This is a genomic window from Bacillus sp. FSL K6-1005 (assembly GCF_038000225.1).
Taxonomy (GTDB): Bacteria; Bacillota; Bacilli; order Bacillales; family Bacillaceae; genus Bacillus; species Bacillus mojavensis.
Map to the genome: position 1 here is coordinate 259,709 of NZ_JBBOBP010000001.1, position 23,741 is coordinate 283,449.

General features: G+C 45.0%; 22 protein-coding genes and 1 other RNA gene. 21 read left to right on the forward strand and 2 right to left on the reverse strand.

Translation table 11 applies throughout. The features are described from left to right. The first annotated feature begins 32 nt into the window (after positions 1–32). The 13 genes from secG (at position 33) to azoRB (ending at position 11,564) form a co-directional block, all read left to right on the forward strand. A complete protein-coding gene (gene secG / locus NST16_RS01245) occupies positions 33–263 on the forward strand; it encodes a preprotein translocase subunit SecG (protein ID WP_003220028.1) in 231 nt (76 codons plus the stop codon). A gap of 130 nt (positions 264–393) precedes the next feature. Continuing rightward, positions 394–1,134: an alpha/beta hydrolase gene (locus NST16_RS01250; RefSeq protein ID WP_010331892.1), complete on the forward strand. Its 741-nt coding sequence runs from the start codon at positions 394–396 to the stop codon at positions 1,132–1,134. Between the two features lie 18 nt (positions 1,135–1,152). Continuing rightward, complete coding sequence (gene rnr / locus NST16_RS01255; protein WP_010331891.1) at positions 1,153–3,489, forward strand: ribonuclease R; 2,337 nt, start codon at positions 1,153–1,155, stop codon at positions 3,487–3,489. A gap of 142 nt (positions 3,490–3,631) precedes the next feature. After that, entirely contained in the window at positions 3,632–4,102 is a 471-nt protein-coding gene (smpB, locus tag NST16_RS01260) for an SsrA-binding protein (RefSeq protein WP_010331890.1), read from the forward strand. A gap of 174 nt (positions 4,103–4,276) precedes the next feature. Beyond that, positions 4,277–4,639: a transfer-messenger RNA gene (gene ssrA / locus NST16_RS01265) on the forward strand. Between the two features lie 180 nt (positions 4,640–4,819). Further along, positions 4,820–5,614: an SDR family NAD(P)-dependent oxidoreductase gene (locus NST16_RS01270; protein ID WP_340883623.1), complete on the forward strand. Its 795-nt coding sequence runs from the start codon at positions 4,820–4,822 to the stop codon at positions 5,612–5,614. 113 nt (positions 5,615–5,727) lie between these two features. Next, positions 5,728–6,282: a TetR/AcrR family transcriptional regulator gene (locus NST16_RS01275; RefSeq protein WP_340883624.1), complete on the forward strand. Its 555-nt coding sequence runs from the start codon at positions 5,728–5,730 to the stop codon at positions 6,280–6,282. Between the two features lie 15 nt (positions 6,283–6,297). Continuing rightward, positions 6,298–6,651 carry a DMT family transporter gene (locus NST16_RS01280; protein WP_268449171.1) on the forward strand — a complete coding sequence of 118 codons (354 nt, stop codon included), beginning with the start codon at positions 6,298–6,300 and terminating at the stop codon, positions 6,649–6,651. A 1-nt stretch (position 6,652) separates the two neighbouring features. After that, on the forward strand, positions 6,653–7,042 hold the full coding sequence (locus NST16_RS01285) for a YvaD family protein (RefSeq protein ID WP_268447197.1): 390 nt from the start codon (positions 6,653–6,655) through the stop codon (positions 7,040–7,042). A 93-nt stretch (positions 7,043–7,135) separates the two neighbouring features. Continuing rightward, positions 7,136–8,077 (forward strand): EamA family transporter, encoded by a 942-nt coding sequence (locus tag NST16_RS01290; protein WP_268504640.1) that lies wholly within the window; start codon positions 7,136–7,138, stop codon positions 8,075–8,077. Between the two features lie 6 nt (positions 8,078–8,083). Further along, entirely contained in the window at positions 8,084–8,740 is a 657-nt protein-coding gene (locus NST16_RS01295) for a GntR family transcriptional regulator (RefSeq protein WP_168748749.1), read from the forward strand. 138 nt (positions 8,741–8,878) lie between these two features. Further along, on the forward strand, positions 8,879–10,777 hold the full coding sequence (locus tag NST16_RS01300) for an FUSC family protein (protein WP_268449173.1): 1,899 nt from the start codon (positions 8,879–8,881) through the stop codon (positions 10,775–10,777). 160 nt (positions 10,778–10,937) lie between these two features. After that, positions 10,938–11,564 (forward strand): FMN-dependent NADH-azoreductase AzoRB, encoded by a 627-nt coding sequence (azoRB, locus tag NST16_RS01305; protein ID WP_168748747.1) that lies wholly within the window; start codon positions 10,938–10,940, stop codon positions 11,562–11,564. 35 nt (positions 11,565–11,599) lie between these two features. Here azoRB and NST16_RS01310 read toward each other — a convergent pair whose 3' ends face one another. Beyond that, entirely contained in the window at positions 11,600–12,646 is a 1,047-nt protein-coding gene (locus NST16_RS01310; protein ID WP_268449175.1) for an oxidoreductase, read from the reverse strand. Between the two features lie 157 nt (positions 12,647–12,803). On the opposite strand from NST16_RS01310, the gene csoR reads away from it, so the two are divergent. From csoR to NST16_RS01345, 7 genes are all read left to right on the forward strand, one after another. Further along, positions 12,804–13,106 (forward strand): copper-sensing transcriptional repressor CsoR, encoded by a 303-nt coding sequence (gene csoR, locus NST16_RS01315; protein ID WP_024122845.1) that lies wholly within the window; start codon positions 12,804–12,806, stop codon positions 13,104–13,106. 75 nt (positions 13,107–13,181) lie between these two features. Further along, positions 13,182–13,391: a copper chaperone CopZ gene (copZ, locus tag NST16_RS01320; protein WP_229149220.1), complete on the forward strand. Its 210-nt coding sequence runs from the start codon at positions 13,182–13,184 to the stop codon at positions 13,389–13,391. 83 nt (positions 13,392–13,474) lie between these two features. Next, the gene (copA, locus tag NST16_RS01325) at positions 13,475–15,886 is read left to right on the forward strand and encodes a copper-exporting P-type ATPase CopA (RefSeq protein WP_268449178.1); all 2,412 of its coding nucleotides are present in this window, start codon (positions 13,475–13,477) and stop codon (positions 15,884–15,886) included. A gap of 168 nt (positions 15,887–16,054) precedes the next feature. After that, positions 16,055–18,166 carry a heavy metal translocating P-type ATPase gene (locus NST16_RS01330; RefSeq protein WP_268449180.1) on the forward strand — a complete coding sequence of 704 codons (2,112 nt, stop codon included), beginning with the start codon at positions 16,055–16,057 and terminating at the stop codon, positions 18,164–18,166. A gap of 118 nt (positions 18,167–18,284) precedes the next feature. Beyond that, positions 18,285–18,953 carry a DsbA family protein gene (locus tag NST16_RS01335; RefSeq protein WP_268449182.1) on the forward strand — a complete coding sequence of 223 codons (669 nt, stop codon included), beginning with the start codon at positions 18,285–18,287 and terminating at the stop codon, positions 18,951–18,953. 4 nt (positions 18,954–18,957) lie between these two features. Next, entirely contained in the window at positions 18,958–19,374 is a 417-nt protein-coding gene (locus tag NST16_RS01340; RefSeq protein ID WP_268449185.1) for a disulfide oxidoreductase, read from the forward strand. Between the two features lie 208 nt (positions 19,375–19,582). Further along, on the forward strand, positions 19,583–20,194 hold the full coding sequence (locus NST16_RS01345) for a trimeric intracellular cation channel family protein (RefSeq protein ID WP_340883627.1): 612 nt from the start codon (positions 19,583–19,585) through the stop codon (positions 20,192–20,194). A gap of 109 nt (positions 20,195–20,303) precedes the next feature. Here the strand turns inward: NST16_RS01345 and NST16_RS01350 are convergent, their stop codons facing one another. After that, positions 20,304–20,738, reverse strand: coding sequence for a hypothetical protein (locus NST16_RS01350; protein WP_168748739.1), 435 nt, complete (start codon positions 20,736–20,738; stop codon positions 20,304–20,306). A gap of 577 nt (positions 20,739–21,315) precedes the next feature. Here NST16_RS01350 and helD point away from each other — a divergent pair. Next, positions 21,316–23,640 (forward strand): RNA polymerase recycling motor HelD, encoded by a 2,325-nt coding sequence (helD, locus tag NST16_RS01355; RefSeq protein ID WP_340883629.1) that lies wholly within the window; start codon positions 21,316–21,318, stop codon positions 23,638–23,640. The last annotated feature ends 101 nt before the right edge of the window (positions 23,641–23,741 follow it).

Consider the following 23,741-nt stretch of genomic DNA (forward strand, 5'->3'; position numbering starts at 1 on the left):
AATGTAGGCCAGTGAGTCTGGAGGTGTAAGGGATGCACGCGGTTTTGATTACCTTATTGGTTATCGTCAGTATTGCACTTATTATTGTCGTTTTGCTTCAATCCAGTAAAAGCGCCGGATTATCTGGTGCGATTTCAGGCGGAGCGGAGCAGCTCTTCGGGAAACAAAAAGCAAGAGGTCTTGATTTGATTCTGCACCGCATTACGGTTGTGCTGGCAGTCTTGTTTTTCGTGTTGACGATTGCGCTTGCTTATATCCTATAGGGCAATGTTTGTATAAGGTCTGATGTAAAGTCAGGCCTTTTTCACGTTTCTGGCTGATATCAGAGCGTTTTTTTCTGATCAAACTGTGGAAAACTAAAATGATCGTGCAGAAAGAAAGGGAGAAATGAGCATGAAAGTTGTGACACCAAAACCATTTACATTTAAAGGCGGAGACAAAGCGGTGCTTCTGCTGCACGGCTTTACAGGGAATACAGCGGATGTGAGAATGCTGGGACGTTATTTGAATGAACGAGGCTATACGTGCCACGCGCCACAATATGAAGGACACGGCGTTCCTCCTGAAGAATTGGTACATACGGGGCCGGAAGACTGGTGGAAAAACGTAATGGATGGCTATGATTATTTAAAATCTGAAGGCTATGAGAACATTGCTGCCTGCGGACTGTCGCTTGGCGGGGTTTTTTCGCTGAAATTGGGTTACACTGTACCCATAAAGGGAATTGTTCCAATGTGCGCGCCAATGCATATCAAAAGCGAAGAGGTCATGTATCAGGGCGTCCTTTCCTACGCGCGCAATTACAAAAAATTCGAGGGGAAAAGCCCGGAACAAATAGAAGAGGAAATGAAGGAATTTGAAAAAACGCCGATGAAAACCCTTAAGGCGCTGCAAGACTTGATTGCCGATGTGCGAAAGAATGTCGATATGATTTATTCTCCGACATTTGTTGTGCAAGCCCGTCATGATCACATGATTAATACCGAAAGTGCCAATATTATTTACAATGAAGTGGAAACTGACGATAAACAGCTGAAATGGTATGAGGAATCAGGCCATGTTATCACGCTGGACAAGGAACGGGACATCGTACATCAGGATGTGTATGAATTTTTAGAGAAGCTGGATTGGTAACTAACAGGAGGTCGGATGATGGAAAAAGAAGCATTTATGGATAAGCTTCTCTCGTTTATGAAGGAAGAGGCATATAAGCCTCTGACTGTTCAGGAACTTGAGGAGATGTTACAGATTACGGAAGCCGAGGAATTTAAAGAGCTCGTCAAAGCGCTGGTTGCGCTGGAAGAAAAAGGGCTTATCGTGCGGACGAGAAGCGACCGTTATGGCATTCCGGAAAAAATGAATTTAATTAAAGGAAAGCTTTCAGCGCATCCGAAGGGATTTGCCTTTTTGCTGCCTGAGGATACATCGTTAAGCGATGTGTTTATTCCGCCTAATGAGCTAAATACAGCTATGAACGGCGATATCGTAATGGTACGCCTGAATTCGCAGTCAAGCGGCTCCAGACAAGAGGGCACCGTCATACGCATTTTAGAAAGGGCGATTCAGCGTGTTGTCGGAACGTATACAGAAACAAAAAACTTCGGTTTTGTGATTCCGGATGACAAAAAAATCACAAGCGATATATTTATTCCTAATAGCGGGAAAAACGGAGCGGCTGAAGGACATAAGGTTGTTGTTAAGCTGACCAGCTACCCCGAAGGCCGCATGAACGCAGAAGGTGAGATTGAATCCATTCTCGGCCATAAAAATGATCCGGGCATTGATATTTTATCGGTCATCCATAAGCACGGCCTGCCGGGAGAATTCCCTGCCGACGCAATGGAACAAGCGACAAGCACGCCTGATACGATTGATGAAAAAGATCTGAAAGACCGCCGTGATCTCCGTGATCAGGTCATTGTTACCATTGACGGAGCAGACGCGAAGGACCTGGATGACGCGGTTACAGTGACAAAGCTGGATGACGGCAGCTATAAGCTTGGCGTTCATATTGCCGACGTCAGCCATTACGTGACTGAAAATTCGCCGATTGACAAAGAAGCGATGGAAAGAGGAACGAGTGTGTATTTGGTTGACCGTGTGATTCCGATGATTCCGCACAGACTGTCAAATGGTATTTGTTCATTAAATCCGAAGGTTGACCGCCTGACACTTTCTTGTGAAATGACCATTAACAGCCAGGGTGAAGTCACAGAGCACGAAATCTTCCAAAGCGTCATCAAAACAACGGAAAGAATGACATATTCCGATGTGAATCAAATTCTTGTTGATGATGATGAAGAATTAAAACAAAAATACGAACCGCTTGTGCCGATGTTCAAAGACATGGAGCGACTGGCAGAAATTCTTCGCGAAAAGCGGATGAACCGCGGCGCCGTTGATTTTGACTTCAAAGAAGCAAAGGTGCTTGTTGATGAAGAAGGCGCGGTCAAGGACGTTGTGATCAGAGAACGCTCTGTCGCCGAAAAACTGATTGAAGAATTTATGCTTGTTGCGAACGAAACTGTTGCAGAGCATTTCCATTGGATGAACGTTCCGTTTATTTACCGGATACATGAAGAGCCCAATGCTGAAAAACTGCAAAAGTTTTTAGAGTTTGTGACGACATTTGGCTATGTTGTAAAAGGTACGGCGGGAAATATTCATCCGCGCGCGCTGCAAAGCATTCTTGACGCTGTTCGTGACAGACCGGAGGAAACAGTGATATCTACTGTCATGCTTCGTTCCATGAAACAGGCGAAATATGATCCGCAAAGCTTGGGGCACTTTGGCCTGTCAACGGAATTCTATACTCATTTCACATCGCCGATCCGCCGTTATCCGGATTTGATCGTTCACCGGTTGATCAGAACGTACTTAATCAACGGCAAAGTCGATGAAGCGACACAGGAGAAGTGGGCTGAACGACTTCCGGATATCGCTGAACATACTTCATCAATGGAACGCCGTGCAGTTGACGCAGAGCGTGAAACAGATGATTTGAAAAAAGCGGAATATATGCTTGATAAAATTGGTGAAGAATTTGACGGCATGATCAGCTCTGTGACAAACTTCGGGATGTTTGTCGAGCTGCCGAATACAATTGAAGGACTCGTCCACGTCAGCTTTATGACGGATGACTATTATCGCTTTGATGAGCAGCATTTTGCGATGATCGGCGAACGGACGGGGAATGTGTTCCGTATCGGGGATGAAATTACAGTCAAAGTCGTTGACGTCAATAAAGACGAGCGCAATATTGACTTCGAGATCGTCGGTATGAAAGGCACCCCGCGCCGTCCGAGAGAAATGGACAGCCGCAGCCGAAAACGCGGAAAACCTGCCAGAAAACGCGTGTTAAGCACAAATACGCCTGTATCTCCTGCTCCTTCCGAGGAAAAAGGAGAGTGGTTCACAAAGCCGAAGAAGAAAAAGAAAAAACGAGGCTTTCAAAACGCACCGAAGCAGAAACGGAAAAAGAAGAAATAGCAGCTCAACCAGCAAATAGGGCCGCAGTGCTCTATTTGCTTTCTTTCGGAAACAGCTTTTCATTGTCGCCATGCGTGACATTTGGTAAAATAGAGCGTATCGCAAAGGTGGACAGTTTTCCTTAGTGAGAGGAGGTTCTGGCATGCCGAAAGGGTCAGGAAAAGTATTATCTCAAAACAAAAAAGCCAATCACGATTATTTTATAGAAGAAACATATGAAACAGGCATTGTATTGCAAGGAACAGAAATCAAAGCAATTCGCGCCGGCCGCGTGAACCTTAAGGATTCCTTCGCCAAAATTGAACGGGGAGAAGTATTTCTCCACAATATGCACGTCAGCCCGTATGAGCAGGGAAACCGTTATAACCACGATCCGCTCCGGACAAGAAAGCTGTTAATGCACCGTAAGGAAATTAATAAGCTGATCGGCTTAACGAAGGAAAAAGGTTATTCTCTCGTTCCGCTCAAGCTATATTTGAAGAACGGCTTTGCCAAAGTTCTTCTCGGTCTGGGTAAAGGGAAGAAAAACTATGACAAACGTGAAGATCTGAAGCGCAAGGATGCGAAGCGTGAAATTGAAAGAGCGTTCAGAGACAGTCAAAAAGGGTTCTAAAAGCATAACGCTTGATACTGAAATCCAGCCTGTGCTATACTGATTTCACGATGAGATGACACGGTCTTTTCTTGAAGGATTTGTCAATTGAAATAAGCCGTGATCATGTTATAATAGGAATGTAGCCAGTTTGAGTGAGAGCTTGATATTTCTCCCGTATTTCCCTTATAACAAGGGGACGTTACGGATTCGACAGGGATGGATCGAGCTTGAGCTGCGAGCCGAGAGGCGATCTCGTAAACACGCACATAAATATAACTGGCAAAACTAACAGTTTTAACCAAAACGTAGCATTAGCTGCCTAATAAGCGCAGCGAGCTCTTCCTGACATTGCCTATGTGTCTGTGAAGAGCACATCCAAGTAGGCTACGCTTGCGTTCCTGTCTGAGAACGTAAGAAGAGACAAACAGACTAGCTCTCGGAAGGCCCGCCCGCAGGCAAGAAGATGAGTGAAAACATAAGTATGCAGGCTACGCTCGTAGACGCTTAAGTAATCGATGTTTCTGGACGTGGGTTCGACTCCCACCGTCTCCATACATAATGCAAAAAAAGCAGAACCTTTTACAGGTTCTGCTTTATTTTTTTCGTATAACAGGCACCAAAAAGTGCGTACTTCCATTTCAATCCCAGCTGTTTCATACTGGTTTTACAGCAGATGTTTCACCAATCACATTTCTGTTAATAAATAAGAGGAAACAAAAACGGAGGGATAAACGAATGAAGCTGAATTTACATGGAAAAACCGCACTGGTGACTGGCTCAACGTCGGGGATCGGCAAAGCGATTGCCGCTTCGTTAGCGGAAGAAGGCGCGGCGGTTATCATTAACGGACGCCGGGAAGAAAAAGTGAATCAGACGATAGACGATTTGAAAAAACAGCATGCAGAGGCTGTGTTTTATCCGGCCGCATTTGACCTTGGAACCGATGAAGGCTGCAATGACCTGTTTCAGGCATATCCGCAGGTTGATATTTTGATCAATAATTTAGGGATTTTTGAACCGGCGGAGTATTTTGATATTCCTGATGAGGAGTGGTTCCGATTTTTTGAAGTGAATATTATGAGCGGTGTGAGGCTCACACGCAAGTATTTACACAAGATGATAGAGAAAAAAGAAGGCCGGGTGATTTTTATTGCCAGTGAAGCGGCAATCATGCCTTCACAGGAAATGGCCCATTACAGCGCGACGAAAACGATGCAGCTTTCCATTTCCCGCAGCTTGGCTGAGCTGGCAACCGGCACAAATGTAACGGTAAATACAGTCATGCCGGGTTCAACCTTAACAGAGGGAGTGGAAACAATGCTGAACTCTCTTTATCCTGGTGAAAACCTGACTGTTCAAGAAGCCGAAACCCGTTTTATGAAGGAAAACCGTCCGACTTCAATTATCCAAAGGCTGATTCGGCCGGAAGAAATTGCCCATTTTGTTACATTCCTAAGCAGTCCGCTGTCTTCCGCAATTAATGGCGCGGCACTGCGGGCGGACGGCGGCTTGGTCCGCAGCGTCTTTTAGAAAACCTCTCCCTCTGGGATGAGGTTTTTTTATTATATGGATTTCCAGAACCTGCTATCGTATAATATTGGTACCGAAATAGTTTTGGTAGTACCAAAAGCGAGGTGGTTGATTTGGAGAAAAGAATATTGGCGGAAACCATTCGGCTGATCAGACAGAAAGGTTTTTCATTTACAATGAACGATCTGGCGGCAGCGCTTGGAACAAGCAAGCGGACGCTTTATGCGCATTATTCGTCGAAAGATCAGCTTGCGGAGGCCGTCGTGGAGCAGTTCATCTCAGAGATGAAGCAAATGGAAAAAAGCATCTATGAAGATGAGACCCTAGGTGCGCTTGAAAAGGTGAAGCAATTGCTGATCGGTCTTCCACAGGAAATGGAACTGCTGAACATGGGGTTATTACAAGAGCTGAAGAAATCCCATTACGATGCGTGGCTCACATTAGACATCTTTATGAAGGAGGAATGGTCAGTTGTTATCGATTTGTTAAACGAATGCAAGGAGCAAAAGAAGATCAGAAACATCAATATAGATTTATTGGTTCAAATGTATATAGGGAGCATCAACCAAGTGTACGATCCTGATTATCCGCTTAAACATCAGTACACAACAGGAGAGGTTCTTGAATCAATCGTAGATGTATTATGTAACGGCATAACAGAAAAATGAGGAGGCTGGTGGTGCGTGCAGTGGGTGTCTTTATGTTTGGCCATTTTATTTGAAGTTGCCGGAACGGTCAGTATGAAGCTTTCATCGGGTTTTACAAAGCTTCTGCCGAGCGTGCTATTGATGTTTTTTTATGGCGGGAGTCTTTTCTTTCTGACGCTTACGCTCAAATCAATCGATGTATCTGTTGCTTACGCTGTCTGGTCGGGGATGGGTATTGTCCTGATCACAGTTGTCGGGTTTTTGTATTTTCAAGAGAATATAAGTGTCATGAAACTGATTTCAATCGGGCTGATTATTGCCGGTGTAGTGTCTTTAAACCTGATCGATCAAGGTGCGGAGCCTCAAACGGTACATAAAAGTGAGCAGTAACATGCGAGTGATGAAACTGTTCTTTCTCGTGACTGATATCGGTTTTATATTGTACTGGCTGTCTGCCGGCTTTTCATTAATGCCGGAAAGCTGGGCCTTTAAACATTATCAAGATCCGTTTATGATCGCTTGGAATTGGTCCTTTTTTCCCTTAGATATTTTAATCTCCATGACTGGTTTGTACAGCTTGTATTTGCAGCGCGTCAAAAGAGCAATATGGAGGCAAATGGCGCTGATTTCTCTTGTGCTGACCTTCTGTTCAGGCCTTCAGGCTTTATCATTTTGGACATTTAGCGGGGATTTTGATCTTGCATGGTGGCTGTTTAATGGATACCTGTTGATTTATCCTTTATTTTTTATTCAAAGACTTTTATCTAAGCAGTGCGAGTAGCACTGCTTTTATTTTTCGAAAACACCTTGTTTTCAGAAAATTTAACGATACAATATGTAATATATTGCATATTACATGTCAGGAGGATATACGTTGGCGACTCAGAAACAACGGTTGTACGGCTTTTTTATGGTGATTGTCGGAGCCGCTTTTTGGGGATTATCGGGTACGGTTGCCCAGCATTTATTTGAAACGAGTGATGTATCGGTGGAGTGGCTTGTAACGGTGCGTTTACTGTTATCAGGCCTGTTGGTGCTGATTATAGTATCCGCCGGTAAAAACAGGAGGGCAGTTTGGGGCATATGGAAAGATAAAAAAGCGGCTGTCCAGCTTATTGTTTTCGGGATTGCCGGCATGCTGGGTGTTCAGTATACATTTTTAGCTTCAATCGGCAACGGGAACGCAGCGGTGGCCACGCTGCTCCAATACTTAGCGCCTGTTCTGATTATGCTGTATTTGCTTCTAACCCGAAAGAATTCATTTCAGTTTTTCGATTTTTTGGGGCTTTTGTTGGCTTTAGGAGGCACTTTTTTGCTGCTGACGAATGGAAACATCAGCAATTTAACAGTTTCTCCTTTGTCTGTTGTGTGGGGGATTCTGTCTGCTGGCGCGCTTGCCTTCTATACGCTGTATTCCAGTTCTCTTTTGAAAACATGGGGGTCGGCTATCGTCATAGGCTGGGGGATGCTGGTCGGGGGCGTCGGCATGAGCTTTATTCATCCGCCTTGGGCTGTCCAGGCAGAAGGCTGGACGGTTTCTGGAATTGTATCGGTCGCTTTTATTGTCATTTTCGGAACGTTATTGGGATTCTGCATGTATCTAGAGAGCTTGAAATATTTATTTCCCCAAGAGGCGAGCATGCTGGGATGCACAGAGCCGGTTGCCGCAGTCGCGTCTTCTATTCTTTGGCTTGGCGTGTCCTTTGGGTTGTTTCAGGCGGCAGGAGCGGCATGCATTTTAGTCATGATTTTTGTCCTTTCACAGAAGAAAAGTGCCGGCAAAACGGCAGCATTAAAAAACAATATTCAGAGGTGATGCTTTATGCCGATACCGTCAAATGCCCCGAAGCCGAAACGCCAGACTGCCAAAAAGCTTGCGTTTGAGCAAATTCAAAAGTGGATCGTGGAAGGAGTGCTCATGCCCGGAGAAAAATTGAATGATGACGCATTAGCCAAAGCGCTTGGCGTCAGCAGAACACCGGTCAGAGAAGCCTTGCAATTATTAGAGATGCAGGGGTTTGTTGAAATGTCGCCGGGAAAAGAAACACGAATTTCACAGATTGAAAAAAACGATGTCTTCAAAGTCTATCCGCCGATGGCGTCTCTCCAGTCCACCGCTGCCGAATTGGCGATTGAAAACATTCAATCGTCTCATATAGAGCAGCTGACAGCCATCAATTACGAAATGAAAGCGGCAATTGATCAAAACGAAATCTATGAAGTGCTTGGCATTGATAAAGCGTTTCATGATGTAATTATTGAGGCGGCTGATAATGAATATATCAGCAATTTTACCTCTGTTCTTCATATGCATATTCTTCGGCTTGAGTACCTCTTTTTCAAGTCTCCGCAGAATTCTATTGAAGAACATAAGCAAATCATTCAAGCATATAAGGAGAAGGACCGGAAAAAGGCGGTTGAGCTGACATACAGCAACTGGATCAAACCAATGCAGGACATTGCGAAAAAACTTGTGTAATGAAGGCAGAGAAGATGGGTCTCTGTCTTTTTTGATGAGAGCATATCCAATGAGAAGATGAGTCGGTTTCTGGGCATACTATGGCGAATAAACGGGAAGAGACCTACATCATTTCGTTGTAGAAGAGGGTTATGTGATATGAACAAGTCTTCTGATCAAAATCGTAGAACAGTGCCAAGTGTTGTCAAGGATGCCTTTCGCATTCATGCAACTCCTTTTCCATGGAAAAAGGCGATCGGTTCAGGCATCGCTTCAGGACTTCCTGTGTTTGTCGGCGCATTGTCGGGACACACGGATTATGGTCTAACCGCAAGCATCGGCGGTTTTGTTTTTATATATGCAGGCGGGGAATCGTATACGAAACGTATCCTGAAGCTGCTGTTTGTTTCATTAGGGATCGCCGTCTCGTTTGGATTGGGGACGCTGTTGGCAGGGACTTTTTGGAGCATGGCAGCTGTTCTAGGGCTTATCGGGGCAGCTGCAATGTTTATTTTTGGCGCACTTGGGATTCAAGGTCCAGCACCCATGTTTTTTGTCCTTGCGTTTTTGGTGAGTTCGGGTTTGCCGGCAGATCCTTCAGAAGCTCCGCTCAGAGCGGGACTGACATTTGCCGGCGGGCTTTTCGCCACGGGAATCGCCTTGATTGGCTGGATCAATAACAGACATGGACCGGAAAATGAAGTGCTGCAAACCACATACCGCCAGCTAGCATCTTGCCTTTCTGCTGTCGGAACTCCTGATTTTCATAACGCGCAGCATCAGACCGTGCTGATGCTGAGAACAGCCCGTCAAACGGTACTCGGCAAAGGAAACAGATGGAGAAAGTCGTCTCATGATGAACGGTTTATCCGTTTGCTGGAAAAGGCTGATAATCTCTTTATCGCCATCATTCATTTTTCTGCTGAAACACCAAACGCAGATACAGTTCCGCTCGCAAAGGCACTTCGCCAAACTGCCGATATGCTTGGACAGGCTCGTGTTTCCGATGCGTTTCCTATCAAGGAGGATGAAGCGGAGCCAACCCGGAAGCTGTATGAAGGAATCAACGAGGTTTTGAGTATCGCTTCAGGACGGAATGATGATCCATCGGATGCGGAGCCAAGCCGGCTGCCATCTTCCTATTATTTTCTGAGAAATGCCTTTGACTGGAAGTCACCTGTTTTGATTCGGGCATTAAAGTATGGAATTGTGCTGTTTGCGGCTGCTTTGTTTGCCAATGCCTTCGGTTTTCACCGTTCTTATTGGATCCCGCTCTCGGCAGCGGCAGTGATGCTGGGCACGACTGTTGTCTTTACGCTGCATAGAGCTATTCAGCGTTCGGCAGGAACCGTACTTGGCGTGATGCTGGCAGGGGCGATCCTGTTCTTTAAGCCAGCCGGCGTGTATATCGCTTTATGTATCACAATGCTTCAATTTCTTCTTGAAATGCTGATTGTCCGCAATTATGCTTTGGCGGTTCCTTTTCTGACCGCAAATGCGCTTGTCATAACAGAAAGCATGCATGGCGGCTTAGGGACCGGTTATTTTATAGCGGCGAGGCTGACCGATGTGGCTGTCGGCAGCACAATTGGGCTATTGGGAACGATCCTTTTGTGGAGACGTTTTTCAGCAAAACGCCTGCCTGAACACATGAGGGAAGTGATCCGGCTGGAAGGACAGTTTATGGAGAGGCTGTTAGCAGGACAGCAAATAGACGGACATCAGCTAAGAGTGAGCTTAGTCAGGCTGCGGGATGCATATGATAAAGCACTAGGAGATTTTCCAAAAGCGAAAGCGGATACGCTGTGGCCGGCGATCTCTGGAGTCCAGCACTTGGGTTATTATTTGCTCTCCGCCCAAGCCCATCACCGCCCGCCCTCTCCGGTTTCTGAACAAGAAATAAACCATTTGAGAGCGTTTTTTGAACAGGCTGAGCAATCAGTATTGATGAAAATGCCGCCGGCTGTGATAGAAGTGCCGCGTATTCCGTATTATCCGCGAATCAGCGGGGAACTCTACACATTGTATACAGGTTTGCGAACAGCTTATGAAAAGTAAGCTGTTCGTACGGGTTTAAAAAAATCTTTAATTCGAGATATTTTACTTGAAAGCAATTTTTATTACACCTATAATAAGGATTAAGAGATAAAGAATAATCATGACGCGTCTGAATGATAATAACGGATGTGTAATTTTAAAATTGAAAGGGCTGGTAAAAATGGCAAAAGTATTGTATATCACTGCTCACCCGCATGATGAAGCGACTTCTTACAGCATGGCAACAGGTAAAGCGTTTATCGAATCATACAAAGAAGCAAATCCAAATGATGAAGTTGTACATATCGACTTGTACAAAGAAAACATTCCTCATATTGATGCTGATGTATTCAGCGGCTGGGGCAAGCTCCAGTCCGGCGATGAACTTTCTGAAAACGAAAAAGCGAAAGTGGGCCGTTTAGGAGAGCTTAGCGATCAATTTGCATCTGCTGATAAATATGTGTTCGTCACGCCACTATGGAACTTCTCATTCCCGCCAGTGATGAAAGCATACCTTGATTCAGTTGCAGTAGCAGGAAAGTCTTTTAAATACACTGAACAAGGTCCAGTCGGCTTGTTAACTGATAAAAAAGCGATTCACATTCAAGCGCGCGGCGGCTATTATTCAGAAGGCCCTGCGGCTGAAATGGAAATGGGCCACCGCTACATCGGCATTATGATGAACTTCTTCGGCGTTCCATCCTTCGATGGCATTTTCGTAGAGGGCCATAATGCAGAGCCTGACAAAGCACAGCAAATCAAAGAAGATGCAATTGCCCGCGCAAAAGAAGCAGGAAAAACATTCTAATGAAAAAAGCCTCCCCGTATAAAGGGAGGCTTTATTTATTGTTCTAACGAAATGGTCCGTTTCTCTTCACTGCTTTTTACAGCCGCTTCAATAATCCGGATGACATCAATTCCCTCTTCAGCTGTGACAGGGAGCGGCGTGCCTTTGCGTATGCTGTCCGCTATTTTGCGGTAATAGGTAAGGTAAGAGCCGTTAACTGATGGAATGGTTTTAGTTTTTTTGTTTTCGCCATGAACAGTTGTCAGCTGACCGTATGATTCGGGATCATCCGCACCCCAGCTGTCATTCTCCGGTTTTTTTCCGGCTCTGAGGGCATCTTCCTGTCCGTCGATCCCGTATTTGATAAAACTTGAATGCTGTCCGTGAATTTGATAACGCGGGCCGTTTGCCGCGGCGATTGATCCGCCGTATAGAATGGCTTGAAGCTTACCGTAATCCATTGTCAAATGAAAATAATCAACGGTTTCAGCATGTTCTCTTTGAGCCATGACTTTTGCGGTTACAGCTTTAGGCATTCCGAATAAATGCAGTGCCTGGTCTATGATATGGGAGCCGAGATCATACAGCGTACCGGTGGCAGCCCCTTCTTTTTCCCGCCATCTTGCTTGAACCTCTGGTTTGTATCGGTCATAGGAGACCTGATATGTATTGATATCTTCTAGAGACCTGTCATCAATCAGTTTTTTAATTGTTAAAAAGTCATTATCCCATCGTCTGTTATGGTATACGCTTAACGATACGCCTCGTTCGTCGGCCGCTTTTTTTAATTTTTCCCCTTCTTCAGCAGTGGCTGTCATCGGTTTTTCAATGACGACATGTTTGCCCGCCTGAATGCATGCCAATGCGTGCTCGTAGTGGAGGCCGCTCGGAGTGGTGACGATGACAAGCTCAATTGCCGGGTCATTTGTCATCTCCTCAAGCTCATGCACTACTTCGGCATCAGGGAAATCACGCTTCACCTCTTCCGTTCGCGACGTCATCACCTTACTGATATGATACTCATCCAGAACGGCAAGCAGCGGCGCGTGAAAGACAGAGCCTGACAGTCCATACCCTAATATCCCTACCTGTATCGTATCCACTTTTCTTCTCCCCTTTTAAAAGTGCTTTGATAAAGGTATATACCCTTTTCTTCAAATGGTAAAACCTGCATGGTGAATTTTTTTGCTGCCGCAAGCTTAGACAACGGTTTGGACAATCAGTATAATGGGAATTAATATATGAAACAGAGGTGTGCGCATGGAGAAGCATAATGAACATAAAGCATTAAACCATAAAAGCTCGAAAGAAAAGGATCAAATTACAAACCGATTGAAACGGATTGAAGGCCAGGTCAGAGGCATTCAAAATATGGTGGAAAACGACCGATATTGTGTTGACATTCTTGTGCAGATTTCAGCTGTTCAGGCGGCGATGCAAAAAGTGGCTCTCCACTTGCTTGAAGATCACGCCCATCATTGCGTAGCAGACGCCATCAAAAGCGGAGACGGGGACCAAGCCATTTCCGAGCTATTAGACGTATTTAAAAAATTAGCGAAATAATCATGTTTTATTATTGTAATACCCTACGGGGGTATGGTAGGATGAAAACAGAGCGAATAAACAGGAGGTATTGATATGGAACAAAAAACATTACAAGTTGAAGGCATGTCTTGTCAGCACTGCGTCAAAGCAGTTGAAACGAGTGTGGGAGAGCTGGACGGCGTTAGCGCTGTTCGCGTTCATCTTGAAGCAGGAAAAGTTGATGTTACGTTTGATGCCGGCAAAGTGTCAGTCAAAGACATTACGGATGCGATAGAAGACCAAGGCTATGATGTAGCTAACTGATTCACGGTATCGCACCTTGATGAAGGTGCGATATTTCTTTCATTTTTATATACCCCCCGGGTGTATATAAAGGAGTGAGTGTATTGAGTGAGCAAAAGGAAATTGCGATGCAGGTATCTGGTATGACTTGTGCGGCGTGTGCCGCCAGAATTGAAAAAGGCTTGAAACGGATGCCTGGTGTCACAGACGCCAATGTGAATCTGGCGACGGAAACGTCAAATGTCACCTATGACCCTGCTGAAACAGGAACAGAAAAAATCCAAGAAAAAATAGAAAAACTGGGCTATCACGTCGTAACGGAAAAAGCTGAGTTTGATATTGAGGGCATGACCTGTGCGGCATGCGCCAGTCGGATTGAAAAACGGCTTAATAAATTAGAAGGCGTTACAAATGCTCCGGTGAACTTTGCTTTAGAAACTGTGACAGTTGAATACAACCCAAAAGAAGCGGCTGTCAGCGATTTTAAAGAAGCCGTTGATAAGCTCGGATATAAACTTAAGCTGAAAGGCGATGAGGATAGCGAAGCCGCTGCTTCTAAAAAGAAAGAAGAACGGCAGCAAACAGCGAGACTGATCTTTTCAGCTATTCTGTCATTTCCTTTACTGTGGGCAATGGTGAGCCATTTTACATTTACTTCGTTCATTTGGGTGCCGGATTTATTCCTCAATCCGTGGATGCAATTTGCCCTTGCGACCCCGGTGCAGTTTTTGATCGGCTGGCCGTTTTACGTCGGCGCATATAAGGCGCTCAGAAATAAAAGCGCCAATATGGATGTATTGGTTGCACTCGGAACAACGGCTGCTTATGCTTACAGTCTTTATCTTACGATTCAAAGCCTCGGTTCCCATGGGCATACTGACGGCCTTTACTATGAAACAAGCGCGATTTTGCTGACGCTCATTTTGTTAGGAAAGCTGTTTGAAACAAAGGCGAAAGGGCGCTCATCAGATGCGATTAAAAAGCTCATGAAGCTGCAAGCCAAAACAGCGGCGGTTGTAAGGGACGGACAGGAGCAAATCATCCCGATAGATGAAGTGGCTGTTGGTGATATTGTTCATGTCAAACCAGGCGAACGAATTCCTGTCGATGGAGAGGTGCTGGAAGGCCGCTCGGCTGTAGATGAATCCATGATCACAGGAGAAAGTCTTCCCGTTGACAAATCTCCCGGTGACAGCGTGACAGGGGCGACTGTGAACTCAAACGGTTTTCTGAAAATCAAGGCTGTTAACGTTGGGAAAGAAACAGCGCTTTCTCATATCATCAAAATTGTGGAGGAAGCACAGGGATCAAAAGCGCCGATTCAGCGTCTCGCCGACCAGATCTCCGGCATTTTTGTGCCGATTGTATTGGGGATCGCCGTTCTCACGTTCCTTATTTGGTATCTGTGGGCGTCTCCAGGTGATTTTGCTGAAGCGATCAGCAAGTTTATTGCGGTTCTCGTCATCGCCTGTCCATGTGCACTGGGCCTTGCCACCCCGACAAGCATTATGGCAGGATCCGGACGGGCGGCTGAATTTGGCATTCTTTTTAAAGGCGGAGAGCATTTAGAAAAAACACATCGCCTTGATACCATTGTTCTTGATAAAACAGGAACTGTGACAAACGGAAAGCCGAAGCTGACGGATGCCCTTCCATCTGATGCCTTTGAAGAAACAGAGCTGCTCCGGTTCGCAGCAGCTGCTGAGACGGGCTCGGAACACCCGCTAGGTGAAGCGATCGTTGCCGGTGTGAAAGATAAAGGGCTGGAGATACCAAAGCTGACCCATTTTGAAGCAAAAGTAGGCGCGGGTATATCAGCCGAAGCCGGAGGCAAAACGATACTCGTCGGCACAAGACGGTTAATGGAGAGCGAACGGATTGAGCATGAAGCTCTTCTTCCTCGGATGGAGGAGCTTGAAGGAGAAGGAAAAACGGTGATGCTCGTGTCCATTGATGGTGCCGCAGCGGGACTTATAGCGGTTGCCGATACGATAAAAGACACGTCGCGGGAGGCAGTCACCCGCCTGAAAGAGATGGGGCTGGATGTCATCATGATGACCGGGGACAATCGCAGAACGGCAGAAGCGATTGCGAAGGAAGCTGGAATTGCCAGCGTCATTGCTGAGGTCCTTCCTGAGCAAAAGGCAGCGGAAATCTCCCGTCTGCAAAAAGAAGGACGCCAGACAGCAATGGTCGGTGATGGAATCAACGATGCACCCGCGCTTGCCACAGCGGATATCGGCATGGCAATTGGAACAGGCACTGACATCGCGATGGAAACAGCGGACATCACGCTCATTCGAGGTGATCTGAACAGTATTGCGGACGCCATCCGTATGAGCAGACTTACCATGAAAAACATTAAACAAAACTTATTCTGGGCACTTGGCTATAACAGTCTCGGCATTCCAGTCGCGGCCCTTGGATTTTTAGCGCCATGGATAGCGGGAGCGGCAATGGCTTTTAGCTCTGTATCTGTTGTTCTGAATGCATTGCGTCTGCAAAAAGTAAAATAAAAACCGGTGTTTTGCCGGTTTTTATTTTACATTGACACTTTCTTGGAAGACACCATATAATAGATGTAACTATTATATGAGTATATGCTCATATATGTAATTTTGATACTCACACTCATTCATCTGCTTTGATGAGGGAATCCTAAATCGGAAGGTAAGGTGAGACAAATGAAACAAGTGAAGCGGGAATATGTTCTGGACGGTTTGGATTGCAGCAACTGCGCACAAAAAATTGAAAATGGCGTCAAAGGCATCAAAGGCGTTGACGGATGCGCGGTTAACTTTGCAGCAAGCACACTGACTGTCTCAGCCGATGGCAAAGAAGAACAATGGGTCACCAATAAGGTCAAGAAAAAAGTAAAATCAATTGATCCTCATGTAACCGTTCGTCCGAAACATAAAAAGAAATCAGCAGATGACGGTTATCGAAAAAGAATGATCAATATGCTGATCAGAATGGCAGCAGCGGTCATTCTCGGAGCAGCGGCATATTTGATTCATGCCGGCCCAATACTGGAATTTTTATTATTCTTTGCCGCCTACTTGATAATCGGGGGGGATATTGTCGTTCGAGCGGTCAAAAACATCAGCCGCGGACAAGTGTTTGATGAACATTTTTTAATGGCTCTTGCTACAATCGGCGCTTTTTTGATTCAGCAATACCCGGAAGGCGTTGCTGTAATGCTGTTTTATCAAATCGGTGAGCTGTTTCAAGGAGCCGCGGTCAGCCGTTCAAGAAAATCGATCAGTGCATTAATGGATATCAGGCCGGATTACGCCAATATGAAAATAGGGGATGGCATCAAGACCGTTTCTCCGGAGGACGTGCAGACAGGAGATATCATTGTCGTCAACCCGGGAGAAAGCATACCGCTGGACGGAAAAGTCGTACAGGGATCAGCGATGGTTGATACATCAGCGCTGACAGGAGAATCTGTTCCAAGAAAAGCGGCAGAAGGACAAGAAGTCATGTCCGGCTTTATCAATCAAAACGGCGTTCTGCATATCGAAGTAACAAAAGGCTATAAGGATTCCGCGGTATCCAAAATATTAGATTTGGTTCAAAATGCGAGCAGCCGCAAAGCGCGGACTGAAAACTTTATCACGAAGTTTGCCAAGTATTATACACCGGCTGTCGTCATCATCGCCGCTCTGCTGGCATTTGTCCCGCCGCTGGTTATTCCTGGCGCTTTACTTTCTGATTGGGTGTACCGCGCGCTTATTTTCTTAGTCATTTCATGCCCATGCGCCCTTGTTGTCTCCATTCCGCTCGGTTTCTTCGGCGGAATCGGCGCAGCTTCGAAGGCCGGGGTGCTTGTGAAAGGAAGCAATTATTTAGAAGCCTTACATCAAGTCAAGTACGCTGTGTTTGATAAAACAGGCACCCTGACAAAAGGCAGCTTTGAAGTGACAGAGATCAAACCTGCGGAAGGCCTTTCGAAGGAGACTTTACTCGAAGCCGCGGCATACGCTGAGCTTCACTCTCAGCACCCGATTGCAGAATCTGTCCGGAAAGCCTATGGTAAGCTACTTTCTCCTGACAAAATCGAGTCATATGAGGAAATATCCGGCCACGGTATTTTCGCTAAGGTGAACGGAAAAGAAATCCTTGCGGGGAACAAGAAGCTGATGGAAAGAGAACAGATTAAGAGCGTCCCGGATGAAAACGCCGGTACAATTGTTCACGTGGCTATTGATCAGCGCTATGCCGGGGCGATCATCATAGCAGATGAAGTAAAGGAAGACGCAAAACAAGCAATCGCAGATTTGAAATCACTCGGTATCAAACAGACAGTCATGCTGACGGGCGATTCAAAACAGACAGGAGAAACAGTCGGAAAACAGCTCGGCCTCGACGAGGTTTATGCGGAGCTGCTGCCGGAGGATAAAGTGGAGCGGGTAGAAGCACTGGAATTGAAGCTGCTCCCGAATGAAAAGCTCATTTTTGTCGGTGATGGAATTAATGACACGCCGGTGCTTGCGCGCGCGGATATCGGAGCGGCGATGGGCGGACTCGGATCAGATGCAGCTGTAGAAGCCGCGGATGTTGTGCTGATGACAGATCAGCCGTCGAAAATAGCGGAAGCGATTCGGATTGCCAAACGGACTCGGCGAATCGTGTGGCAAAACATCGGCTTTGCCCTAGGTGTTAAGGCTATTTTTCTCTTACTCGGAGCGTTTGGATTTGCGACCATGTGGGAGGCGGTTTTCTCAGATGTCGGTGTTACGCTTCTTGCTGTTGCAAACGCCATGCGTGTGATGCGCCTCAAAATGAGATAATTGTCGGACAGAATTCACTATTTCGGGCTTTTCTTATAGACGGTTGTCTTGTTAAAATAAAGAAGTGGGTCAATGGAGATCCGCTTCTTTTTTAATTTTAAAACGATGAGGTGTCGGAGTGAAAAAGAAACAGCAGTCTTCTGCGAAATTCGCGGTCATCCTTACGGTTGTCGTTGTTGTCTTATTAGCAGCAATTGTCATCATTAATAACAAAACAGAGCAAGGCAACGAAGCAGTGTCAGGACAGCCGTCTATCAAAGGCCAGCCTGTGCTTGGCGAGGATGATGCACCGGTAACAGTAGTGGAATTCGGAGATTACAAATGTCCGTCTTGCAAGATGTTTAACAGCGACATCTTCCCCAAAATCCAAAAAGACTTTATTGACAAGGGCGATGTGAAATTTTCTTTCGTGAACGTCATGTTCCATGGAAAAGGCTCAACGTTAGCAGCTCTTGCCTCAGAGGAAGTATGGAAAGAAGATCCTGATTCTTTCTGGGCATTTCATGAGAAGCTGTTTGATAAGCAGCCGGACACAGAGCAGGAATGGGTAACGCCAGCGGTTCTCGGTGATATTGCAAAAAGCACGACAAAGGTAAACCCTGATACGCTGAAGGACAATCTTGATAAGGAAACGTTTGCTTCTGCAGTGGAAAAGGATTCAGCTCTTAATAATAAAATGAACATAAAAGCAACGCCTACAATTTACGTTAATGATAAAGTGATCAGTGATTTTTCGGATTATGAAGAAATTAAAGAAACGATAGAAAAAGAGCTGAAAGGGAAGTAAGCGCATGAAAAATAGAATGGTTTTTTTATATACTTCCTGGGTTGTCGCTCTAATTGCCATGCTGGGCAGCCTGTATTTCAGTGAAATCAGAAAGTTCATCCCGTGTGAACTGTGCTGGTACCAGCGTATTCTCATGTATCCGCTCGTTCTGATTTTAGGAATCGCCACCTTTCAGGGTGACACACGCGTGAAAAAATATGTGCTGCCGATGGCGATTATCGGCGCCTTTATTTCGATTATGCACTATCTGGAGCAAAAAGTGCCGGGCTTTAGCGGCATCAAGCCATGTATAAGCGGTGTGCCTTGCTCGGGTCAATATATTAACTGGTTCGGTTTTGTAACCATTCCGTTTCTGGCCTTGATTGCTTTTATTTTGATCATCATTTTTATGTGCCTCCTCAAAGGCGAAAAACCTGAATAAGAAAAAAGCGCCCGCGAATGCAGGGCGCTTTTTTAACTTGTACAAATGATAGGAGCTGCCAGAGGTAAACCCATGCTGATCGGTGTTTGCTGTTTTCCCTCTAAATTTATCTTTTTTTATCATAAAAATGTTATTGATTTTCACCTGAAGCGGTTATAAAATCTAGAGGTCGTCAGAAAATTTAACAAATATAAAGGGAGTCATCAGAATGGCTTGGGAGCTGCTCAGTGTGATCGGCATCATTGCGTTTGCGGTTAGCGGCGCAATTGTTGCGATGGAAGAAGAATATGATATTTTAGGTGTTTATATATTAGGAATTGTCACAGCTTTTGGAGGAGGAGCGATCCGCAATTTGCTGATCGGCGTTCCGGTGTCAGCATTGTGGGAGCAGGGTGCGTACTTTCAAATCGCTCTGGTATCGATCACGATCGTTTTCTTGTTTCCAAAGCTGCTGCTGAAGCATTGGAACAAATGGGGAAATTTATCGGATGCGATTGGTCTTGCAGCCTTCGCTATTCAGGGCGCCCTGTATGCCGTTAAAATGGGGCATCCGCTTAGTGCCGTTATCGTGACTGCGGTGCTGACGGGAAGCGGCGGAGGAATCATTCGGGACCTGCTTGCCGGGCGCAAGCCGCTCGTGCTGAAAGCGGAAATCTATGCGGTATGGGCGGCGCTCGGCGGTTTAATCGTCGGCTTGGGCTGGACCGGAAACTCGATCGGTTTATACGCGCTGTTTTTTGTGCTCGTCGTATGCCGCGTTTGTTCGTATATGTTCAATTGGAAGCTGCCAAACCGTTATTATCGCTTAGATAGTCAGTAAAATAAAAGAAACCTCTCCGTCATGGAGAGGTTTCTTTTATGGTAGCCTGCTGGGATCAAATAAAAAGTCCTTTCGAATGCTGACCGCACAGAGCAAAGCTGTTTGAAAATTAATAGGTAGCCCAAAAGGTATAGCTGATGGTTTTTTTAGTTCCTGTGTTAGTGAATTTGAATCTGTATGTTGTTTTGTAGCTTTTAGAAGCTTGTTTGTAACTTAAATTTGTAGAGCCTTTTTTCGTTGCATAAAAAGTTTTAACATTTTTCCAGCCTTTATTTGTCTTTTGTTGCAGAGTTGCTGTAATTTTCCCGCTGCCTGATCCGTTTGCCTTAATGTTGGCCCAAGTTCCTTGCCCTGGATAATAAATATGAAAAGTTGGCGAGTAAGTATAGTTTTTAAACGAGCCCGAATGGTAATGAGTACTCCATATTTGCCCTTTTTTAACCCAATCTTTAGCTTCCGCTTTGTTGTTTACTAGGTCAATCGCCGTAAAACTTGTTACGGCTACGACGAATGCCAGCAACATCATAGATAGCTTTTTCTTCACTGAGTATTTCCTCCTAACTTATTCTGGTTCTTTCTTCATGTTCATATCATAAACCGAGAGAAATAATGTAACATCGTCCTATTCTCCCAAATTAAAAAACTTCAATTTGTTGAAATGTGTCGAAATTGGATGGAAAATGACTATTTTACTGCGACTATAGGTACGATAGCAAGGATGTAGTTGCTTTATGGAAGATGACAATAACAGCCAGTTTAGTCATTCTTCATGTTAGATGAACGGACAAACACGATAAAGCTCTGTATGTTTTTAAAATGAAAAAGATATATCCTATCGAAGATTGAATGGAATAAGGAATCGATACTGATGAAAGAGAAGATTCGCAACCTAAGAAAAGCACGTCCAACAGTGATCAATGTGAAATCTTAAAATAAAAAACCGATCTCGAGTTGAAATCGGTTTTTTAATGCATATAAATAACCCAAACCTTGAACGATGTTGGGTGAATGTGCTATTATAAATTGTATTTGCCTATTTTTATCATATATTAAATATATATCCAATTCTATTTTACCTTATTTCTTCTTCGTTTGTCAACTATTTTCTGGAGGTGCCGTTCATGAATCAGCATGATAAGGAATGGAAAGAAGAGCAGTCAAGAATAGATGATGTACTGCAGGAGCTCGAGAATAAAGAGCGGCTTCTCGAAACGTCTGCGGGCGGGTTAAAGCATGATATTATCGGATTACGAAAAAACTTCTGGGAAGATGTCACGGTTAACTTTGATGACGCTCATGAAGCTGTTGAAACGATGGCTAGCATTAAGCAGCAAGCAGAGCTGCTGTCTGATCGGGAACGGAATCATCGGCATGTGGATCAGCAGCTCAAGCGAATTCATCAATTAAAAGCAACGCCTTATTTCGGCCGGATTGATTTTATTGAAAACGGCGACAAACAGGCAGAGCAGATCTATATCGGTTTAGCATCCTGTATGGATGAGCAGGAGGAACACTTTCTGATTTATGATTGGAGAGCGCCGATATCAAGCCTTTACTATAATTATTCCCCAGGAAAAGCTGAATACGAGGTACCCGGTGAAACGATAGAAGGGGAAATGGTGCTGAAGCGCCAGTTTATCATTAAAAACGGTGCTCTCAAAGCGATGTTTAATACAGATATGACGATCGGAGATGAGATGCTCCAAGAGGTGTTGAGCCACCACTCTGATACACAAATGAAAAACATTGTGTCCACGATCCAAAAAGAACAAAATCAGATTATCCGAAATGAAAAAAGCAAATTTCTGATTGTGCAGGGTGCGGCAGGCAGCGGAAAAACGTCAGCGGCGCTCCAGCGTGTCGCTTATTTGTTATACAGGCACCGCGGTGTCATTGATGCCGGACAAATCGTTTTATTTTCCCCCAACTTTTTGTTTAACAGCTATGTCTCCTCTGTTTTGCCTGAATTAGGCGAAAAAAATATGGAGCAGGCGACGTTTCAGGAATATATCGAGCATCGGCTTGGCCGCAAGTTTCAATGTGAAAGCCCCTTTGATCAGCTGGAATATTGCCTGACCAAAACAAAAGATGGCCGTTTTCAATCAAGGCTTGCCGGAATCACGTGGAAGGCAGGTTTATCTTTTCAGCAATTTATTGATGAATACGTCAGCAGGCTGTCTTCTGAAGGAATGATCTTTAAAAATATCGTTTTCCGCGAGCAAAAACTGATCACAAAGGAACAGGTCCAAGCATATTTTTACTCGCTCGATCAAAGCCAGTCCATTCCGAACCGAATGGAACAAACAGCAAATTGGCTGCTGAGTGAGCTTAACAAGCTGGAGAAAAAGGAACGGCGAAAGGATTGGGTCGTACAGGAAGCCGAGCTTCTCGACAAAGAGGAATATTTGGAAGTGTACAAAAAGCTGCAGGCAAGAAAACGGTTTAGTGAGAGTACATTTAACGATCATCAAAGAGAACAGCAGCTGCTTGCCGCCATGATTGTAAAAAAGGCTTTCAGCCCAATTAAACAGGCAGTCAGACAGCTGGCGTTTCTTGATGTCAAACAGCTGTATCTGCAATTGTTTTCTGACTGGGGAAGCAAAGCTCAAACAGAGGAAACTGAGGCAATAGGGGAGCTGACAAGATCGGCATTTGGAGAAAATAAACTGCTCTATGAGGACGCGTCTCCATTTCTATATTTGCAGGATTTGCTAGAAGGCAGAAAGAAAAACACGCAGATCAAACATCTATTTATCGATGAAGCTCAAGATTATTCTCCATTCCAGATGGCGTATATAAGGAGTATTTTCCCGTCTGCCAGCATGACAGTGCTCGGTGACATCAATCAGTCTATTTATGCCCATGCAATAAACGGTGCAGCGCGTATGGATGCCGGCTTTGAAGATGAGCAGGCTGAATGTGTCCGTTTAAAAAGAACGTACAGATCAACGAGACAAATTGTGGAATTGACAAAGGCGCTGCTTCAGGACGGGGCGGATATCGAGCCTTTTAACAGAGATGGGGAAATGCCCTGCGTGTTAAAAAGCGAGGGTCACGAGGATCTTTGCCAAAAGCTTACGAAAGAAATTGGGCGCCTTAGAAAGAAAGGGCATAAAACCATTGCCGTTATTTGCAAAACGGCGCAGCAGTCAAGACAGGCACACGCTCAAATGAGCGAATATATCGATATTCGGCTGATCCATAAAGAAAACCAAACGTTTCAAAAGGGAGTCTGTGTTATTCCGGTTTATTTAGCGAAGGGAATTGAGTTTGACGCAGTACTTGTCTATGATGCCTCAGAAGAGCAATATAGAACAGAGCACGACCGCAGGCTGCTGTACACTGCCTGCACCCGGGCCATGCACGGGCTGACTGTTTCTTCTATCGGTGAGCCAAGTCCGTTTGTGAGTGCTGTGCCCCCTCATTTATATAAGAGTGTTGATTGAAAGAGAAGGGATACCTTCTCTTTTTTTCTTCATTTCAATGAGACAAAGGGTTTTATCATTAATAATCTTAATCGTTATCATCATGTAAATATATTTTACTT